Source organism: Sulfuriflexus mobilis (assembly GCF_003967195.1).
Lineage (GTDB): Bacteria > Pseudomonadota > Gammaproteobacteria > AKS1 > AKS1 > Sulfuriflexus > Sulfuriflexus mobilis.
Genome location: NZ_AP018725.1, coordinates 2,231,885 through 2,249,374, shown reverse-complemented (window position 1 = coordinate 2,249,374; position 17,490 = coordinate 2,231,885). Strand labels below are relative to the sequence as shown.

General features: G+C 53.6%; 17 protein-coding genes and 1 pseudogene. 17 read left to right on the top strand and 1 reads right to left on the bottom strand.

The genetic code is table 11. From position 1 onward, the window contains the following. Nucleotides 1-78 precede the first annotated feature (78 nt). From msrP to EL386_RS10900, 17 genes and pseudogenes are all read left to right on the top strand, one after another. Complete coding sequence (msrP, locus tag EL386_RS10980) at nucleotides 79-1,062, top strand: protein-methionine-sulfoxide reductase catalytic subunit MsrP (protein WP_126456175.1); 984 nt, start codon at nucleotides 79-81, stop codon at nucleotides 1,060-1,062. A gap of 2 nt (nucleotides 1,063-1,064) precedes the next feature. Further along, nucleotides 1,065-1,664: a protein-methionine-sulfoxide reductase heme-binding subunit MsrQ gene (locus EL386_RS10975; RefSeq protein ID WP_126456174.1), complete on the top strand. Its 600-nt coding sequence runs from the start codon at nucleotides 1,065-1,067 to the stop codon at nucleotides 1,662-1,664. Between the two features lie 203 nt (nucleotides 1,665-1,867). Continuing rightward, a complete protein-coding gene (locus EL386_RS10970; protein WP_126456172.1) occupies nucleotides 1,868-2,665 on the top strand; it encodes a phosphate/phosphite/phosphonate ABC transporter substrate-binding protein in 798 nt (265 codons plus the stop codon). Nucleotides 2,666-2,667: 2 nt separating this feature from the next. Beyond that, nucleotides 2,668-4,899 carry a sensor histidine kinase gene (locus EL386_RS10965; protein WP_126456170.1) on the top strand — a complete coding sequence of 744 codons (2,232 nt, stop codon included), beginning with the start codon at nucleotides 2,668-2,670 and terminating at the stop codon, nucleotides 4,897-4,899. Continuing rightward, entirely contained in the window at nucleotides 4,896-5,339 is a 444-nt protein-coding gene (locus EL386_RS10960; RefSeq protein ID WP_126456168.1) for a response regulator, read from the top strand. The genes EL386_RS10965 and EL386_RS10960 overlap by 4 nt, the downstream gene beginning before the upstream one ends. A 53-nt stretch (nucleotides 5,340-5,392) precedes the next feature. Continuing rightward, the gene (locus EL386_RS10955) at nucleotides 5,393-7,933 is read left to right on the top strand and encodes a PAS domain S-box protein (protein ID WP_126456167.1); all 2,541 of its coding nucleotides are present in this window, start codon (nucleotides 5,393-5,395) and stop codon (nucleotides 7,931-7,933) included. A 160-nt stretch (nucleotides 7,934-8,093) separates the two neighbouring features. Beyond that, on the top strand, nucleotides 8,094-9,350 hold the full coding sequence (gene glyA / locus EL386_RS10950; protein WP_126456164.1) for a serine hydroxymethyltransferase: 1,257 nt from the start codon (nucleotides 8,094-8,096) through the stop codon (nucleotides 9,348-9,350). Between the two features lie 67 nt (nucleotides 9,351-9,417). After that, on the top strand, nucleotides 9,418-9,948 hold the full coding sequence (nrdR, locus tag EL386_RS10945; RefSeq protein WP_126456162.1) for a transcriptional regulator NrdR: 531 nt from the start codon (nucleotides 9,418-9,420) through the stop codon (nucleotides 9,946-9,948). Beyond that, the gene (ribD, locus tag EL386_RS10940; RefSeq protein ID WP_126456160.1) at nucleotides 9,948-11,066 is read left to right on the top strand and encodes a bifunctional diaminohydroxyphosphoribosylaminopyrimidine deaminase/5-amino-6-(5-phosphoribosylamino)uracil reductase RibD; all 1,119 of its coding nucleotides are present in this window, start codon (nucleotides 9,948-9,950) and stop codon (nucleotides 11,064-11,066) included. The genes nrdR and ribD overlap by 1 nt, the downstream gene beginning before the upstream one ends. Nucleotides 11,067-11,083: 17 nt before the next feature. Continuing rightward, nucleotides 11,084-11,755: a riboflavin synthase gene (locus tag EL386_RS10935; RefSeq protein ID WP_126456158.1), complete on the top strand. Its 672-nt coding sequence runs from the start codon at nucleotides 11,084-11,086 to the stop codon at nucleotides 11,753-11,755. A 28-nt stretch (nucleotides 11,756-11,783) separates the two neighbouring features. Next, nucleotides 11,784-12,895 (top strand): annotated as a pseudogene (ribBA, locus tag EL386_RS10930) (bifunctional 3,4-dihydroxy-2-butanone-4-phosphate synthase/GTP cyclohydrolase II). A gap of 21 nt (nucleotides 12,896-12,916) precedes the next feature. Continuing rightward, entirely contained in the window at nucleotides 12,917-13,396 is a 480-nt protein-coding gene (gene ribH, locus EL386_RS10925) for a 6,7-dimethyl-8-ribityllumazine synthase (protein WP_197722070.1), read from the top strand. Between the two features lie 30 nt (nucleotides 13,397-13,426). Then, on the top strand, nucleotides 13,427-13,867 hold the full coding sequence (nusB, locus tag EL386_RS10920; RefSeq protein ID WP_126456156.1) for a transcription antitermination factor NusB: 441 nt from the start codon (nucleotides 13,427-13,429) through the stop codon (nucleotides 13,865-13,867). Nucleotides 13,868-13,902: 35 nt separating this feature from the next. Beyond that, complete coding sequence (gene thiL, locus EL386_RS10915; protein ID WP_126456154.1) at nucleotides 13,903-14,895, top strand: thiamine-phosphate kinase; 993 nt, start codon at nucleotides 13,903-13,905, stop codon at nucleotides 14,893-14,895. Further along, complete coding sequence (locus EL386_RS10910; RefSeq protein ID WP_126456152.1) at nucleotides 14,892-15,380, top strand: phosphatidylglycerophosphatase A family protein; 489 nt, start codon at nucleotides 14,892-14,894, stop codon at nucleotides 15,378-15,380. The genes thiL and EL386_RS10910 overlap by 4 nt, the downstream gene beginning before the upstream one ends. Nucleotides 15,381-15,487: 107 nt before the next feature. Then, a complete protein-coding gene (locus EL386_RS10905; RefSeq protein ID WP_197722068.1) occupies nucleotides 15,488-15,862 on the top strand; it encodes a hypothetical protein in 375 nt (124 codons plus the stop codon). Beyond that, entirely contained in the window at nucleotides 15,862-16,509 is a 648-nt protein-coding gene (locus tag EL386_RS10900; protein ID WP_126456150.1) for a retropepsin-like aspartic protease family protein, read from the top strand. Before EL386_RS10905 ends, EL386_RS10900 begins: the two co-directional genes overlap by 1 nt. A gap of 173 nt (nucleotides 16,510-16,682) precedes the next feature. Here the strand turns inward: EL386_RS10900 and folE2 are convergent, their stop codons facing one another. Beyond that, a complete protein-coding gene (gene folE2, locus EL386_RS10895) occupies nucleotides 16,683-17,486 on the bottom strand; it encodes a GTP cyclohydrolase FolE2 (RefSeq protein WP_197722067.1) in 804 nt (267 codons plus the stop codon). Nucleotides 17,487-17,490: the final 4 nt, after the last annotated feature.

The window sequence follows — 17,490 nt, the reverse complement described above, 5'->3', positions numbered from 1 at the left end:
AGAGAACGGGGCGCAACTTTTTGCTACATTACCGGTCATAGGATTAAGTAAAATAATTATAGTGATAAGGAATGCCCGATGCTGATTAAGAGCAAAGACCGTAATATCATCCTCCCCTCCGAGATCACGGATCGGGAGGTTTATCATCAGCGTCGCGACTTTATCCGTCAAAGCGGCCAGTTTGCCCTGGCGGCAGCGGCCTCGCTGACCACACCGGCTCTGGTGGCCGGCACACTGCCACAACCCAGCCCGCGTGCGAAGATCGCCGGGGTCAAGCCCGGCCCGTTCAGCAGTAGCACCGATACCCCAAACAGTTATAAAGACATCACCAGTTACTGCAATTTCTACGAGTTTGGCACCGGCAAGCGTGACCCCGAGCGCAATGCACATACCCTGAAGACCCGGCCGTGGAAGGTCAGCATCGAGGGTGAGGTCGAAAAACCGGGTGCCTATGACCTCGAAGACATCCTCAAGCCCCACGACCTCGAGGAACGTATTTATCGTTTCCGCTGTGTCGAGGCCTGGTCGATGGTCGTGCCCTGGGTCGGCTTCCCACTCGCTGACCTGATCAAGCGTTTCCAACCGACCTCGAAGGCCAAGTACGTGGAGTTCACGACCCTCTATGACCCCGAGCAGATGCCCGGTCAGCGCCGTCGCGTCCTTGACTGGCCTTACACGGAAGGCCTGCGTATGGATGAGGCCATGAACCCGCTGACTATGATGGTAGTCGGTCTGTATGGCGAGGTGCTGCCGAATCAGAATGGTGCGCCCTTGCGCCTGATTGTGCCGTGGAAGTACGGCTTCAAGAGCATCAAGTCTATTGCCAAGATCCGTTTCACCGAGCAACGCCCCGTCTCCTCGTGGGAAAAGGCGGGACCACGTGAGTACGGCTTCTACTCCAATGTGAACCCGCGCGTCGATCACCCGCGTTGGAGTCAGGCCCGCGAGCGTCGCCTCGGTGCCGGTTTCTTCGAACCGAAGGTTGAGACAAAACTATTCAACGGCTATGCCGAACAGGTCGCAGACCTGTATGCAGGCATGGATCTGCGTAAATACTTCTAAGCGTGGTCAGTGAGCGTAGTCTGCGCTGGGGGATTAAACCCGCAGTCTTCCTCCTCTGCCTGGTGCCGTTGCTGTGGCTGGTATGGGACATTGTTCAGGGACAACTCAGCGCCAACCCGATTGAGGATATCACCCACCGCAGCGGTGACTGGGCGCTGCGTTTTCTGCTCATTACCCTCGCTGTTACGCCATTAAAACGGCTTAGTGGCCAGGTCTGGCTACTGCGCCTGCGGCGCATGCTCGGCCTGTATGCCTTTTTCTATGCGTTATTGCACTTCCTCACCTACCTGTGGCTCGACCAGCAATTCCTCTTCAGCGAGATCCTCGTCGATATCGGTAAGCGCCCCTATATCACGGTGGGCTTTTCTGCCTTTGTCTTGCTCATCCCGCTGGCCCTGACTTCAAACCGCTATGCCATGCGCCGGCTCGGCCGGCGTTGGCAAAGGCTTCACCGCAGTGTTTATGTGATCGCCGCCTTTGGTGTGTTGCATTACCTGTGGCTGGTCAAGGCCGACAGCCGTGACCCCGTTATCTACGCCCTGATTCTGATCGCATTACTCGGCCTGCGCGCCTGGTGGCAGCGACACCAGCGGACTGTTTGACGCAAAAACAAGCAGTTCTGGCATTAATTACATGGTTAATAGCTGAGATAGCTGTTAGTCTTGATGTAATACCTGAGTCATCTGTTATAGTTACCTGATTAACTAGAATAAAATACAGTGTTTAGCTGTGTGCGGAGGCTGGATTGCGGATATCCACGTCAAACATCTCAGTCGTGAGGCGACGGAATAGGGCGATCTGGCTCATGCTCTTGTCGGCATTCTGTGCACTGTGCTGGCAGGGCAAGGTGCAGGCCGACGAACGCCACTATACGCTGGCCGTGGTACCGCAATATACGCCACTACTGATTTACCGAAATTGGCAGCCACTGGTGACACGCCTGGCTGAGGAAACCGGTATTTACCTCCAGATCAAAACTTACCCAAGTTTTCGGCAGTTCCTGGACGCCTTGCGTAATGGTGAACCGGACTTCAGTTACCTTGCCCCCTATCACCTGGTACTGGCCCGGCGCACACAGGACTACGAACCGCTTTTGCGAGATGCTGCCAAGCAGCTGGTGGGTTTGTTGCTGGTGAGGAAGGATTCTGCCATCAACAATATTCATGAGTTGCAGGGTAAAACGATCGCCTTCCCGTCACCGAACGCCTTTGCCGCTTCCCTGTATATGCAGGCATGGTTGCGCAAAGAGGTGGGCCTCGATTTTGAGGCACTTTACGTCGGCACGCATGATAATGTCTATCGACACGTGATTCGTGGGCAGGTGGATGCCGGCAGTGGCGTAAACAGTACACTGGCTAACCAGCCACCACGCCTGCAGGCGCATTTGCGCGTCCTCTACGAGGTGCCGGGTGTTGTCGCACATCCACTGGCGGTGCATGCACGTGTACCGCAGGAAGACCGTGAGCGGCTGGTCAGTGCAGTGAAGAAATTTATTGAAGATGAGGAGGGGCGGGGTTTACTTGAGGCCGTGCAAATCACGCAACCCATTGATGCAGATTATGAACGTGATTACTCATCCCTTGAGTCAATAGGGCTGGAATAGGCATGACCCGTAACCCGGAGATAGAGAAAGTTGTAAGCCGCCGTAAGCCGCCGTTCTTCCGGCGGCTTTATGTACAATTGACCCTGCTCGGTAGTATTGCACTGGCAATGACGATCTTCCTGTTCGCCTGGAAAACCGTACATGATCAGTCAGACTTTGCCTTTGGTGCGATCCAGGATCAGGCGCAGACGTTGGCAACAAATATCGCCTCGGCATCTGGAAACGATATTGTCTCTGAGGATTATGCTGCACTGGAACAACTGCTTGTTCAGTCGGCCAGTTACCGTGAAGTACTGGCGATCAAGGTGAGTGACAGAGAGGGTGTGGTCTTTGGTAACGTAATAAGAAACCAGCAGGGGATTCCGCAGGCTGTGTATGAGCAAACTACCCTGTCCCTGCCCGAGACGGTGGCAACACAGTCAATCCTTGAGGACGGTGCGCTAGTGGTCTGGGCGCCAATAGAAAACGCTACACTCGGTTGGTTAAAGCTGGATTACAGCCTCGCCACCATTGATGCCGTACAGACGAGTATCTGGCGAAATGGCATCATTACTGCAGTTATCTCTATTTTCTTCAGTATTGCCATACTGGTGCTATTACTGAGACGCCCCATGCGGTCAATTAACCAGGCCACTGAATTTGCCCGCGAGTTATATAAGATGCAGGGCAAGATGATGCCGGTGGAGAAAAATGCTTACGAAATCGAGCAACTTGAGCATGCCCTGAATTTTGCTGCGCGCAGGCTTTATGATATCAACAAGGCCCTGAATGACTTCAAATTTGCACTCGATGCGCATGCGATTGTAGGTATTAGTGACAAGCAGGGCAAGCTGACCTATGTGAATGACAGGTTTTGTGAAATTTCGGGTTATACCCGTGAAGAGTTACTGGGTAATAGCTATAGCAAGCTCAGCTCTGACACACACTCGGGATCGCTTTACAGTGATCTCTGGAGGACCATTCAAAGTGGGCGCGTCTGGTACGGTGAGTTAAAGGATAAACGCAAGACCGGTGAATACTACTGGGTTGATACCACGATCGTTCCGTTTATTGATGAAGCAGGTACTCCCTATCAGTATATCGGCATTCAGACAGATATCACTGAACGTAAACATACGGAAGAAATCAATGCCAGACTGGGACGTGTTCTCGATGATTCATTAAACGAGATATTTATTTTTGATAGCGAGGATTTCCATTTTCTGCGTGTTAATAGAGGTGCGCAGGAAAACCTTGGTTATAGCCGCGATGAGCTGCGGCAGAAAACTGTCTACGACATCAAGCCGGATTTTGATAAGGAAGAATTCAGCGAGCATGTCGGCCCCCTGCTGCGGCATGAATGCGAGGAACTGAATTTTGAGACCGTGCATCAGCGCAAGGATGGTACGACCTACCCGGTAGACGTGCATTTGCAATTGTCTCGTGCGGAAGACCCACCGGTATTCGTTGCCATTATTATGGATATTACCGAGCGTAAAGAGGCAGAACAGAAATTGTATGTTTACCAGGAACACCTGGAAGATATGGTTGAAGAACGTACGCATAATCTCAAGGCCGTTAATCGTGAACTGGAATCATTTTGTTACTCGGTATCACATGACTTGCGTGCGCCACTACGGAGTATTGATGGCTTTAGTCAGGCATTACTGGACGATTATGATGACCAGTTGGAGGGGACCGCCAAAGACTACCTTGGTCGTGTACGCTCTTCTACCCAACGCATGGGAGAATTAATTGATGACCTGCTCAAGCTCTCGAGGGTTGTGCGTGCAGAGATGACCCGGGCACAGGTTGACCTGGCGTTGCTTGCCACCAATGTAGATGCCCAGTTGCGGGAACGCTATCCTGAACGCGAGGTGCAATTCCACCTGGGCGAGGACTTGTATGTTCGTGGTGATGAGCGTTTGTTGCTCGCGGTGCTGGAGAATCTTATGGGTAATGCCTGGAAATTTACTGCCAACAAGCCTGCGGCGGTTGTTGAGGTTGGTAAACAGGAGCAGGATGGCATGCAGGTATTTTATGTCAGGGATAATGGCGCGGGTTTTGATGAGGCCTATGCGCATAAACTTTTTGAGCCATTTCAGCGCCTGCATTCCATGCAGGAGTATGAGGGCTCAGGTGTTGGCCTGGCTACCGTGCAACGTATTGTGCACCGTCATGGCGGAGATGTATGGGCGGAAGGAAAAATTGACCAGGGTGCAACGGTGTATTTCACACTTGGAGATTATGAATGATAAAGAATACCAAAATCCTCTTGGTTGAGGATAATCCTGATGATGAGGCACTAACTATTCGTGCCCTGAAACATCATAATATTGCCAACGATGTTGTGGTGGCCCGGGATGGCGTCGAGGCCCTTGATTATCTGTTTTGCAGAGGTAAGTACGCCGGGAATACGGATAATGACCTGCCTCAGGTAGTATTGCTGGACTTGAAATTACCCAAGGTGGATGGCCTTGAGGTGCTTAAGGAGATGAGGGCCAATGAGCGTACCAGCGCCCTTCCGGTGGTGGTATTGACTTCATCGAATGAAGAAAAAGATATCGTCGACAGTTATAATCTCGGTGCGAACAGCTATGTCCGGAAGCCCGTTGACTTTGTGCAGTTTATTTCTGCGGTAGAACAACTGGGTATGTACTGGCTGGTATTGAACCAGAGTCCGACACAGTTCTGAATAAGAAGATAAATACAGCCGATATAAGGTGCTGTTGATAACAGGGGAAGTTTTTGGCGACGCCCTTACGCTTGTTACTTGTTGAAGACTCTGAACAGGATGCCGAGCTATTGCTCAGGCACTTGCGAAAGGGGGGGCTGGAAGTGCTGGCGCACCGTGTTGAAACCGGTGAGACGATGCTTGCGGCGCTTTCCTCGGAACAGTGGGATCTGATTATTTCCGACTATACCATGCCGTGTTTCAGCGGTCTGGATGCACTCAAGCTTGCCCGTGAACATGGGGAAGATATTCCCTTTATTATTGTCTCTGGCAATATCGGTGAAGAAAAGGCGGTCGCCACCATGCTGGCGGGTGCGCATGACTATGTCATGAAAGATAATCTTGCGCGGCTGATGCCCGCTATCGAACGTGAACTTAAGGATGCGGCCTTACGTCGCGAACGCCATCAGCTACGTGATTTGATCGAGATGTTTGGTCAGGCCACGTATGGGGTAACAGGAGAGGCCTTCTTTTGTGCCCTCAGTGAATGCCTGGGGCAGGTGCTGGGTGTCCGTTATGTGCATATCGGTGAATTTGTTGGTTTGGATAGCGAGTATGTACATACCCTGTCCAGTTGGTATGACGGTGTTTTTCTGGATAATTTCACTTACCCACTAGTTGACAAGCCCTGTGAGCGCACAGTAAAGGGAGAGGTCGTGTTGCTCGACGATGTGGCGGGGCAGTATCCGGAGTTTTCCCTGCCGGCAGATATGCCTATACAGGGGTACATGGGTTTCCCATTGCGAAATACCCTGGGCAAGGTCATTGGTTTGATAGTGGCCGTGGATGATAAGGCCTTTGCGAAGATCGGTTTGCTGGAATATGTCCTGCAGTATTCCGCTACGCGTGCGGCGGCAGAGATAGAGCGTGTCAGCGTAGAGACGCAGTTACGGAACTCTGAAGAATATCTGCGCGGCATCCTCGACAATATTCAGGATACCATTTACCGGGTAGGAGGGGATGGCATGCTGGATTATGTGTCGCCTTCCGTCTATCAATTAATGGGTTATCGACCTGAAGAAGTTATTGGTAAGCGGCTGTCTGACTTTTACGTCGAAGAGGATGGACGGGAAAAGTTTCTAAAGGCACTCGATGCGTGTCATGGCAATATTTTTAATTATGAAACGCCTTTACGACGCAAGGATGGCAGCACTGTCTGGGTGTCAATAAATGCTCATTATTATTATGACCCTGTTTCAGGTGCTGTGGCAGGTGTTGAGGGGATTTCAAGAAATATCACTGCGCGTAAATTGACTGAACAGGCCTTGCATGAATCGGAAGAATTGTTTAGCAAAGCCTTTCATGGCAGCCCGGCAATGATCAGTATTAGCCGCTTAACAGAAGATTTCGCAAAGGGTGAATTTGTTGATGTCAATGAGAGCTTTATTACCATGACCGGTTATAGCCGAGAGGAACTGATTGGACACTCGGCGGTAGAAATTGGCCTGTTTATCTATACGGAACAGCGGGAAAATATTATTAATGGTTTGCGCAGCAAGGGGCGTATCACTGATCTGGAGATCCCCTTTCATACTAAGAATGAAGAAGTCCGTTATGCCCTGGGTAGTATTGAACTACTGGAAATTAACACTGAGCCTTGTGTGTTGCTGGTATGTCAGGATATTACGGAGCGCAAGCAGGCTAATGAAAAACTGGTACGTTATCGTGAGCAACTTGAGGACAAAGTTGCAGAACGTACCCGGGAGTTAACGGAAGTCGTCTCCAGGCTGGAATCTGAGATAACCGAGCGCTGCCGCATTGAAGCGGCATTGGTAAGTGCCAGTCAGGTAGCGGAAGCTGCCAATCTGGCGAAAACCAAATTTCTTGCAAACATGTCACACGAACTGCGCACCCCTTTGAATTCGATCATCGGTTTTACCGAGTTATTGATGATTGAACCTGAAGAGGTCATTAATAGTGAAAGTCGTGAAAAACTGGGCTATGTCCTCGATAGCGCCTGGCACCTGTTGCAGTTAATCAATGATATTCTTGACCTCAGCAAGATCGAGGCCGGGAAGATGCTCATTCAGCCGACTTCATTTGATGTGCAATCATTGCTCGATGCGACCCTGGTCATGTTTCAGGGCCAAGCTAGCGAGTCCGGCATTAGTCTGCTGACGCAGATAGACTCGTCACTCAAGAGTATTGTTGCAGACGAGCGTAAATTAAAGCAGGTGCTTAGTAACCTGTTGGCTAATGCGATCAAGTTCTCCACCGAGAACAGTCAGATTACGATCCGGGCTGAGCGGGTGGGGATGGACGAATTTGTCAGTAACTGTGGTGCGTCGGAAATGCCGGCACCGTATATGTCGGTATTTATACGTTTTAGTGTCAGTGATAGCGGCATCGGCATCGCCGCAGAGGATATCGACAAACTCTTTAAACCCTTCGTACAGGTCGATGCCTCCCTGACCCGGCGCTACGAAGGCAGTGGTTTGGGTCTGCATCTGTGTCGTCAGATTGTGGATTTACATGGCGGTTGCATCTGGGTCGAGAGCGAACTCGGCCAGGGTAGTACCTTCAGTTTTATCCTCCCCTGCGGTCCCCGCGACTGATATCTCCCCGCTTTCAGCCCATGCAACCGGGGGCCAGATCGGGTATCCTTAAGCGCCTTTTTAGGGGTTTGCAGGGCCACGAAGCCCATTTATCAGATAGTTAAATTATTTATATTAAACAGTGGGTTATAATCTCGCTGGTGGAATAGAGGGTGGAAGAATGTTTGACAAAAGCTTGACGATTGCAGGGTTTGACGATGAATTGTGGTCGGCGATGGAATCCGAGCGTACCCGCCAGGAGGAACATATTGAGCTGATCGCCTCGGAAAACCATGCCAGTCCGCGAGTGATGGAGGCCCAGGGTTCGGTGCTTACCAACAAGTATGCCGAGGGCTATCCAGGCCGCCGCTACTACGGCGGTTGTGAGTATGTCGATGTCGCCGAGCAGCTCGCCATCGATCGCGCCAAGCAGTTATTCGGTGCCGATTATGCCAATGTGCAGCCACACTCCGGTTCACAGGCCAATGCCGCTGTCTACATGGCTCTGCTCGAGCCGGGTGATACCGTGCTCGGTATGAGCCTGGCCCACGGTGGTCACCTGACCCACGGTGCCAAGGTCAGCTTCTCTGGCAAGATCTATCACGCCGTGCAGTATGGTCTTGATGAATCTACGGGCGAGATTGATTATGCACAGGTCGAGGCACTGGCCAAGGAACACAAGCCGAAGATGATCATTGCCGGTTTCAGTGCCTATTCCCGTATCGTTGACTGGCAACGTTTCCGGGATATTGCCGATAGTATCGGCGCCTACCTGATGGTAGATATGGCCCATGTTGCGGGTCTCATTGCGGCGGGTGTTTACCCAAATCCGACCCAGATCGCTGACGTTACTACCAGTACCACGCACAAGACCCTGCGCGGCCCACGTGGCGGCCTCATTCTCGCCAAGGCCAATCCGGAAATCGAAAAGAAACTGAATTCTGCTATCTTCCCGGGAAGCCAGGGTGGCCCCCTGATGCACGTCATCGCCGCCAAGGCAGTGGCCTTCCTAGAGGCCCTGCAACCAGACTTCAAGGATTACCAGCAGCAGGTGGTAGATAACGCCCGCGCCATGGCCGAGGTATTCATGGAACGTGGTTTTGATGTAGTCTCAAAGGGGACGGATAATCACTTGTTCCTGGTCAGCTTTATCGATAAAGGCATTACCGGTAAGGCCGCCGAGGCCGCACTGGGCGCCGCGAACATCACCACCAATAAGAACTCTGTGCCAAATGATCCACAGTCACCGTTTGTGACCAGCGGTATTCGCGTTGGTACCCCGGCGATCACCACGCGTGGTTTTACCGAGGCCGATGTCAGCCAGCTGGCCGGCTGGATGTGTGACATCCTCGAAAACCTGGAAGATACGGCTGTAATCGAACGTGTTAAGGCGCAGGTGCTTGATATCTGTCAGCGCCTGCCGGTTTACGGTAGCTGAACGGGTACAGGTAATCACAGCGTGACAGTAGCCAAGGTAGAAAGCATGAGAGTAATAAGGTCCTGACATGCGCTGCCCGTTTTGTGATGCGGAAGAAACCAAGGTCATTGATTCACGCCTGGCCAATGAGGGTGACGCGGTGCGTCGTCGACGCGAGTGCCTGACCTGCGCCGAACGCTTTACGACCTACGAGATCGCCGAACTGGTGATGCCGCGTATCATCAAGAGTAATGGCAATCGGGTACCGTTTGACGAAGAGAAACTCAGTGCCGGCATGATGCGGGCACTGGAGAAGCGGCCAGTGATCACTGAGCAAATAGATGCGTCGCTGAATCACATCAAGCAGCGCCTGCGTGCTACCGGTGACCGTGAGGTCTCATCGATGTTGTTGGGTGAATACGTTATGGATGAGCTGCGAGAGCTGGACCACGTCGCCTATGTGCGTTTTGCCTCGGTATATCGCAGCTTTGAAGACGTAAACGCCTTTCGTGAGGAGATCGAACGGCTCGAGCGTGAACCCTCGGCCGAGGTCAGACGCCAGCAGTTGTCCCTGCTGCCCTCGGCGGGCAGAAATAAAAATAAAAAGTCTAGGGACTGATGTTTAGTCCTGACGACCATCGTTACATGGCGCGTGCCTTGCAGTTGGCCGAGCGCGGCTTGTATACCACTGACCCGAATCCGCGTGTGGGTTGTGTACTGGTAAAGGCTAATGATGTGGTCGGCGAGGGCTGGCACATGCGTGCCGGTGAAGGGCACGCCGAGGTGCATGCCTTGCAAAATGCCGGGGCCGGGCAGGCGCGGGGCGCCACGGCCTATGTCACACTCGAGCCCTGTTCACACCATGGCCGTACGCCGCCGTGTAGTGAGGCCTTGATTGATGCTGGTGTGAGCCGTGTCGTCGTCGCCATGCAGGACCCGAATCCACGCGTGGTCGGACAAGGGTTGGCGCGTCTGCAGCAGGCGGGTATCGCAGTCGAAAGTGGTTTGATGCGGGCACAGGCCGAGGCCATCAACCCCGGCTTTTTAATGCGTATGCACACAGGCCGGCCCTATGTGCGCTGCAAGCTGGCGATGAGCCTGGACGGCCGCACCGCGATGGCCTCGGGCGAGAGCCAGTGGATCACCGCCGAGGCGGCACGCAACGATGTACATCGCCTGCGGGCGCGTAGTTCTGCCATTGTTACGGGTATAGGTACTGTCTTGCATGATGACCCGTCGATGACGGTACGTCTGCCAGACGATGAAGGGCAGTATGGTGAGTCACCGTTACGCGTGGTGCTGGACTCACAGCTTCAGATGTCGCCGCAGGCGAAGATATTAAGTCGTCAGACAGGGGCAACACGTATCCTGACCCTGAATGCGGCGACACCACAGGCTGCGGCATTGCGCGCGGCCGGTGCCGAGGTGGTCGCCATTGCCGCTGTGGATGGCAAGATTGATTTAGCGGCAATGCTCAGGCAGCTTGCCGAGGATGGCAGGAATGAAGTCATGCTCGAGGCTGGCGCTACCCTCTCCGGCGCTATGTTGCAGGCGGGGCTGGTTGATGAATTGGTGATCTACATGGCGCCGATACTCATGGGCGATGGTGCGCGGGGTTTATTCTGTCTGCCGGGACTGGAGGCAATGGCAGATCGTATTGATCTGGAAATAATGGATATACGTGCCGTGGGCCGCGACTGGCGTATCACGGCAAGACCGGTTTACAGGCCGGTTTAGAAGGGCAGTTAGAGATTATGTTTACAGGAATCATTCAATCAGTTGGCAAGATCGCCAGTACCCAGACAAAGGGTGGCGATGTCCTGTTGCGTATCGCCACGGGCAAGCTGCCGCTGACAGATGTGCAACTGGGTGACAGTATTGCTGTCAGTGGTGTCTGCCTGACCGTGATCGCAAAACATGCCGATGGCTTTAGTGCCGATGTTTCAGGCGAAACACTGTCGCGAACCATCATTGGCAAGCTCGCCCCCGGTGATGCGGTGAATCTTGAAAAGGCCCTGACCCCGACGACCCCCTTGGGAGGGCATCTGGTCAGTGGCCATGTTGATGGTATTGCCGAGGTTATTGATCGTGGTCAGGATGCGCGTTCGGTACGTTTCAAGGTGCGTGTGCCGGATCAACTGGCACGTTATATCGCCGAGAAAGGCTCGATTTGCGTGGACGGCGTGAGCCTGACCGTGAATGCTGTAGACGGTAATGTGTTCGAACTGAACATCGTGCCACATACCCTGAGCGAGACTACCATGAATGACTATCATGTCGGACGGCATGTAAACATTGAAGTCGATGTAATCGCCCGTTACCTCGAGCGCATGTTGCTCGGTGACAAGGCGGCACAACCTGGAGTGAGTGGCGCCGGCCTGAGCCGCGCCTTTTTGGCTGAACACGGCTTTGCCGGTAAGGCCTGAACAATTTCAAGACCAAGAAGTAAAACTTATGCCATTAAGCAAGATTGAAGACATTGTAGAAGACATGCGCCAGGGCAAGATGGTCGTCCTCATGGATGATGAAGATCGCGAGAATGAAGGTGATCTGATCATCCCCGCGCAATGCGTGAAGCCGGAAGATATCAACTTCATGGCCAAGTATGGTCGTGGCCTGATCTGCCTGACTTTGAGCCGGGAACGTTGCCAGCAGTTGCGTCTGCCGCTCATGGTCACCGACACCGGTGATATGCATGGCACCAACTTTACCGTTTCGATCGAGGCAGCCAAGGGTGTGACCACGGGGATATCTGCAGCGGACCGCGCCGTGACCGTACAGGCCGCAGTAGCCAAGGATGCCGGTGTCGATGATATCGTCATGCCGGGTCACATCTTTCCGCTCATGGCCCAGCCGGGGGGGTATTGATTCGTGCCGGGCATACCGAGGCCGGTTGTGACCTCGCCCGTCTGGCCGGTTACGAGGCTGCCAGTGTTATCGTCGAGATACTGAATGAAGATGGCAGCATGGCACGCCGTGATGACCTTGAGGTCTTTGCCGCACAGCACGGTCTGAAGATTGGCACGATCGCCGACCTGATTCACTACCGCATTGAGAATGAAAAGACTATCGAGCGTATGGAGGAATGTCCGCTGACGAGTGCGCTCGGGGACTTCAGGCTGGTCTCTTATCTCGACGCCTATGATCAACGCCTGCACCTGGCCATGATCTATGGTGAGCCGGACATGAAGGAACCGGTACTGGTTCGCGTGCATATGCAAAATACCCTGTGTGATGTACTCGGTGGCCAGTTCGAGAGTTGTTCGCACCCGCTGCACAGTGCCATGCAGTGTGTCGCCGAAGAGGGGGCCGGAGTCATCCTGGTATTGCGTAACGCCGATGATAACGAGGCGATCCTGCAGCAAATCAGGAATTATCAGGACAAGGATAAAGGTGTAAAATCACCAGAATTGGCGCACAGTGATGATTTGCGCACTTATGGCCTTGGTGCTCAGATACTGCGGGACCTGGGCGTGAGCAAGATGAATCTTCTTGGCTCCAGGATTAAGCTGCACGGCCTGTCCGGTTTTGGTCTTGAGATAAATGAATACGTGAGTTTTGAGTAAAAATATTTTGCAGGGGTAAGAATGATGTCCACGATTAAGACTATTGAAGGCGATTTATCAGTACGCGGTGCCCGCTTCGGTATCCTCGCCAGCCGTTTTAACGATTTTATTGTCAATGCGCTGGTCAGCGGTGCTACCCATGCGCTGAAGCAGCACGGCGCTGCCGAGAAAGATATGGAGATCGTCTGGGTGCCTGGTGCGCACGAGATCCCGCTCGCCGCACAGAAGATGGCCGCCAGTGGCCGTTATGATGCGATTATTGCACTCGGTGCCGTGATCCGTGGTGCCACCCCGCATTTTGATTTTGTTGCTGGTGAATGCTCCAAGGGCCTGGCCAATGTTGGTATGCAGTATGGGTTACCGGTAGCCTTTGGCGTGCTGACTGTTGACAGCATTGAACAGGCCATCGAGCGTGCCGGAACCAAGGCCGGCAACAAGGGTGGTGAAGCGGCCCTGTCGGCGATTGAAATGGTTAACCTGTTACGTGAGTTTGAAGCTTGATATGCCGGTTCTCTTTATTAGGAGACTGTTTTGAGTAAAGCGCGCAGCAAGGCACGACGTAATGCTGTTCAGGCCCTGTACCAGTGGCAGCTGACTGGTGCAGACGTGAGCACTATCGAAGAACAGTTTCTCGTCGAACACGATATGGCAAATGTCGATGTCGACTATTTTCGCGAGTTGTTGCGTGAGGTGCCTTTGCACTTGCACGAACTCGATGACCATCTTATCGAGTATCTGGATAGACCCATTGATGAAGTCGACCCGGTGGAGCGCGCTATCCTGCGTATGAGTACCTACGAACTTGAGTTACGTCTTGATGTCCCCTACAAGGCAGTGATCAACGAAGGCGTCGAGATGGCCAAAACCTTTGGTGCAGAACACGGCCACAAGTACGTGAATGGTATTCTTGACCGAGTGGCTCGCAAGTTACGCAGCGTCGAGATTGCTGCTGCGGCGAAGAAAAAAAAATAAACCGGCCACGAGTGAACCCCTGATAGGGAAGGCACATGCCTGGCACAGAATTCAGCCTTATTGATCGTTATTTTGCCCACCATGTCCATCAGCATGGCGGGCACGATGACGTCGTGCTCGGTATCGGCGATGATGCTGCGGTCTTGCGGGTCCCCGCCGGGCATGAGCTGGTAGTGACCACGGATACGATGGTCGCTGGCGTGCACTTTCCCGCCAGCGCCACTGCCGAAGATATCGGTTATAAACTCCTGGCCGTGAACCTGAGTGACCTCGCTGCAATGGGGGCGGTACCTCGCTGGGCCTCCTTGGCCCTGACCTTGCCTGGGGTGGATGAAGACTGGCTAACGGGTTTCTGCCAGGGTCTGTTTGGGCTTGCCGATGCCTACAATGTTGCGCTGGTGGGAGGGGATACCACGCGAGGCCCCCTGACCCTGAGCATAACCCTGCATGGCCTTGTCCCCGAAGGACAGGCGTTGCGCCGTGACGGGGCCAGGGCCGGAGATGCGATCTATGTCAGTGGCCGCCTCGGGGATGCGGGGCTGGCCCTGCAACATGAATTGGGGAATATGAACGTACCAGGCATCGCTGAAATCCTGCCGCGATTGCACCGTCCCATGCCCCGCGTGGCATTGGGGCAGGCATTGCGCGGCGTGGCCAGTGCCATGATCGATATCTCCGATGGTCTGTTGGCCGATCTGGGGCATATCCTCGAGGCGAGTGGCGTCGGGGCACGACTTGAACTGGAGGCCTTGCCGCTGTCTGCCGCGGTGCAAGCGATCACCGACAGCGGCGACTGGAGTCTGCCCTTGGCCGGCGGCGATGATTATGAACTGTGTTTTAGCGTGCCTGCGGAACGGCAAGCCGATTTACAGGAAAGACTCAGCGGACTGGATATCAGCGTGACACGCATCGGCCAGGTCGAAGTCGAGGCCGGTCTGCGTTGCCTCGATGCACGGGGTGAATATTATACGCCGCCAGGCATGGGCTACGAACACTTTTCCGGGATTGAAACCGAGGGACTCTCATGACCAAGGCAACACCTTTGCCTGTGACGATTTGGCGTGACCCGCTCATGTGGCTGGCCTGCGGCTTTGGCACCGGGGCCGCACGCGTGGCGCCAGGCACCTTCGGCACCCTGGTAGGGTTGCCGTTATATTATTTCATGCAGCCCCTGTCCGCCTGGCTGTATCTGTTCCTGGTGGTCGCCTTTTTTATTCTCGGCATCGGCCTGTGCGGCCACGCCGCGAGGCGTCTGCAGGTGCATGATCATCCCGGCATCGTCTGGGACGAGGTGGTCGGTTACCTGGTGACCATGTTCATGGCACCGGCCGGCTGGATCTGGATGGCGCTTGGTTTTGTCCTGTTTCGCCTCTTTGATATCTGGAAACCCTGGCCAATTCGCCTGCTGGATCAAGGTGTTGGAGGCGGTTTCGGGATCATGGTTGATGACCTGCTGGCCGCGATCTATGCCGCGGGCCTGTTACATTTGGCCGTCTACCTCTATAGTCTGTAACAAGGATGAACATTCTGCTCTGATACCGGTCTGAGTAGTCAGGTGCGGTGACAATTTCAGAAAAGGGGAAACGCGTGAGGCTGTGTAAGCGATCGATGATGTGGGCAATGATATCGGCTCTGCTGGTCACGGCTGCGGTGCGGGCCGGTGAGGTCGAGATCCAGAATGTCTATTTACAGCAGCATGACTCGACATGGCAGGCCGAGGTTACGCTTAAACACGCTGATACCGGCTGGGAACATTATGCGGATGCCTGGCGAGTCGTCAATGCCACGGGCAAACTCATCGCTACCCGTGTCCTCTATCACCCACATGTCAATGAACAGCCCTTTACCCGCAGTCTGAGTAATATCAATATCCCGCCAGGCACCGATATCATCTTTGTCGAGGCTCATGACAAGCAGCATGGCTGGAGCCGGCAGCGGGTGAGGGTGGACCTGAGCACCTCCAGCGGCGATCGTTACCACATTCGCCGTCAGTAATGTCCCCTCGTTTCAGACTTGTCGTGTTTGCGCTGTTGTTTGGCCTCAGTGCAAATGCACTGGCCATCGATATTATCGTCATGGGTCTGTTTCGCAACAAGGCCATTGTTAAAATTGATGGCAAGCAACATATCCTCAAACCCGGCAAGGCCAGCCCAGAAGGGGTATTGCTGATCGCCTCTGACAGTAACGGCGCGGTGCTGGAATTTGAGGGGAGTCGCAATACCTATGTACTCGGCAGTCATATCAGCACACGTTTCAAACGTGATAAGCAACCGAGTGTTTCAATTTTTCGTAATGAGCGTGGCATGTTTACCACCGTCGGTAGTATCAATGGCTTCCCGGTCAACTTTCTCGTCGATACCGGGGCCTCGTCGGTGGCCATGAACCGTAAAGAGGCCGATCGTCTTGGAATTGATTACCGTCTGCACGGTACGCCGATTGGGATTTCTACCGCCTCGGGTTTCGAACGTGGCTGGCGGGTACGGCTTGATCAGGTCCAGGTCGGTGACGTGGAACTTCGCAATGTTGAGGGTACGGTGATCGATGCCGTCAGCAGCTCGGGCGTGTTGCTTGGCATGTCCTTTCTGGGCCGACTCGAGATGAATAACAGCAACGAGGCGATGAAACTGAAGAAAAAATATTGATGATTTTGTACAGGGATGTACTTATGCCGTGAAGGCCATGGACGACCTAAACGGGAGTGAAGTAGTGCTGAATGAAGCCCGAAGGGATTCTACAGTGCGGCTGAGAACGGCTGCCAAATAATAAATGATGATTTTTTCATTCATCGATCATCATTCATAAATCATCAATCCAATTAGTCGCGCTTATCCTTGCTGATCAGGGCGTAGGCCGAGTGGTTATGGATTGACTCGAAGTTTTCGGATTCCACCGTGTAGGCAAGGATCCTGTCATCGCTATTCAGACGCGCAGCGACGTCACGGACCATGTCCTCGACGAACTTCGGGTTGTCATAGGCATATTCGGTTACATGCTTTTCATCCGGACGCTTGAGCAGGCCATAGAGCTGGCATGAAGCCTCACTCTCAACGATATCGATCAGGTCTTCGATCCAGACAAAACAGTTAGGCAGTACGGTCACGGTGACATGTGAACGCTGGTTGTGTGCGCCGTAGTCGGAGATCTTTTTCGAACACGGACACAGACTGGTCACCGGCACGACGACCTTAACGGTTACAGACGGGGTGTTTTGGCTGATCTCACCGATGAAGGTGACGTCATAGTCGAGCAGACTCTTTACGCCGGAGATGGGGGCCTGTTTGTTGACGAAGAACGGGAAGCTCATCTCAATGTGGCCGGCCTCGGCATCGAGGCGCTCAATCATTTCGTGCAGAACTTCCTTGAAGGACTTCACGGTCAGTTCACGCTCATGCAGGTTGAGGATCTCAACAAAGCGTGACATGTGGGTGCCCTTGAAATTGTGAGGCAGGTTCACATACATATTGAAGTTGGCGACAACATGCTGTTCCTGGCCGCTACGGTCATTAATCAAAACCGGGTGGCGGATGTCCTTGATACCCACCTTGTCGATGGCGATCTGCCGCGTGTCAGCGCTGTTTTGTACGTCAGCGATTTCTGTGGCCGGTGTAGCGTCTGTCATATCG

Bases quoted from the DNA above. Each gene is read 5' to 3' on its own strand.
- msrP (WP_126456175.1), top strand. From the start codon at position 79: ATGCTGATTAAGAGCAAAGACCGTAATATCATCCTCCCCTCCGAGATC.
- EL386_RS10970 (WP_126456172.1), top strand. From the start codon at position 1,868: ATGCTCTTGTCGGCATTCTGTGCACTGTGCTGGCAGGGCAAGGTGCAG.
- EL386_RS10965 (WP_126456170.1), top strand. From the start codon at position 2,668: ATGACCCGTAACCCGGAGATAGAGAAAGTTGTAAGCCGCCGTAAGCCG.
- EL386_RS10960 (WP_126456168.1), top strand. From the start codon at position 4,896: ATGATAAAGAATACCAAAATCCTCTTGGTTGAGGATAATCCTGATGAT.
- glyA (WP_126456164.1), top strand. From the start codon at position 8,094: ATGTTTGACAAAAGCTTGACGATTGCAGGGTTTGACGATGAATTGTGG.
- nrdR (WP_126456162.1), top strand. From the start codon at position 9,418: ATGCGCTGCCCGTTTTGTGATGCGGAAGAAACCAAGGTCATTGATTCA.
- ribD (WP_126456160.1), top strand. From the start codon at position 9,948: ATGTTTAGTCCTGACGACCATCGTTACATGGCGCGTGCCTTGCAGTTG.
- EL386_RS10935 (WP_126456158.1), top strand. From the start codon at position 11,084: ATGTTTACAGGAATCATTCAATCAGTTGGCAAGATCGCCAGTACCCAG.
- ribH (WP_197722070.1), top strand. From the start codon at position 12,917: ATGATGTCCACGATTAAGACTATTGAAGGCGATTTATCAGTACGCGGT.
- thiL (WP_126456154.1), top strand. From the start codon at position 13,903: ATGCCTGGCACAGAATTCAGCCTTATTGATCGTTATTTTGCCCACCAT.
- EL386_RS10910 (WP_126456152.1), top strand. From the start codon at position 14,892: ATGACCAAGGCAACACCTTTGCCTGTGACGATTTGGCGTGACCCGCTC.
- EL386_RS10905 (WP_197722068.1), top strand. From the start codon at position 15,488: ATGATATCGGCTCTGCTGGTCACGGCTGCGGTGCGGGCCGGTGAGGTC.
- EL386_RS10900 (WP_126456150.1), top strand. From the start codon at position 15,862: ATGTCCCCTCGTTTCAGACTTGTCGTGTTTGCGCTGTTGTTTGGCCTC.
- folE2 (WP_197722067.1), bottom strand. From the start codon at position 17,486: ATGACAGACGCTACACCGGCCACAGAAATCGCTGACGTACAAAACAGC.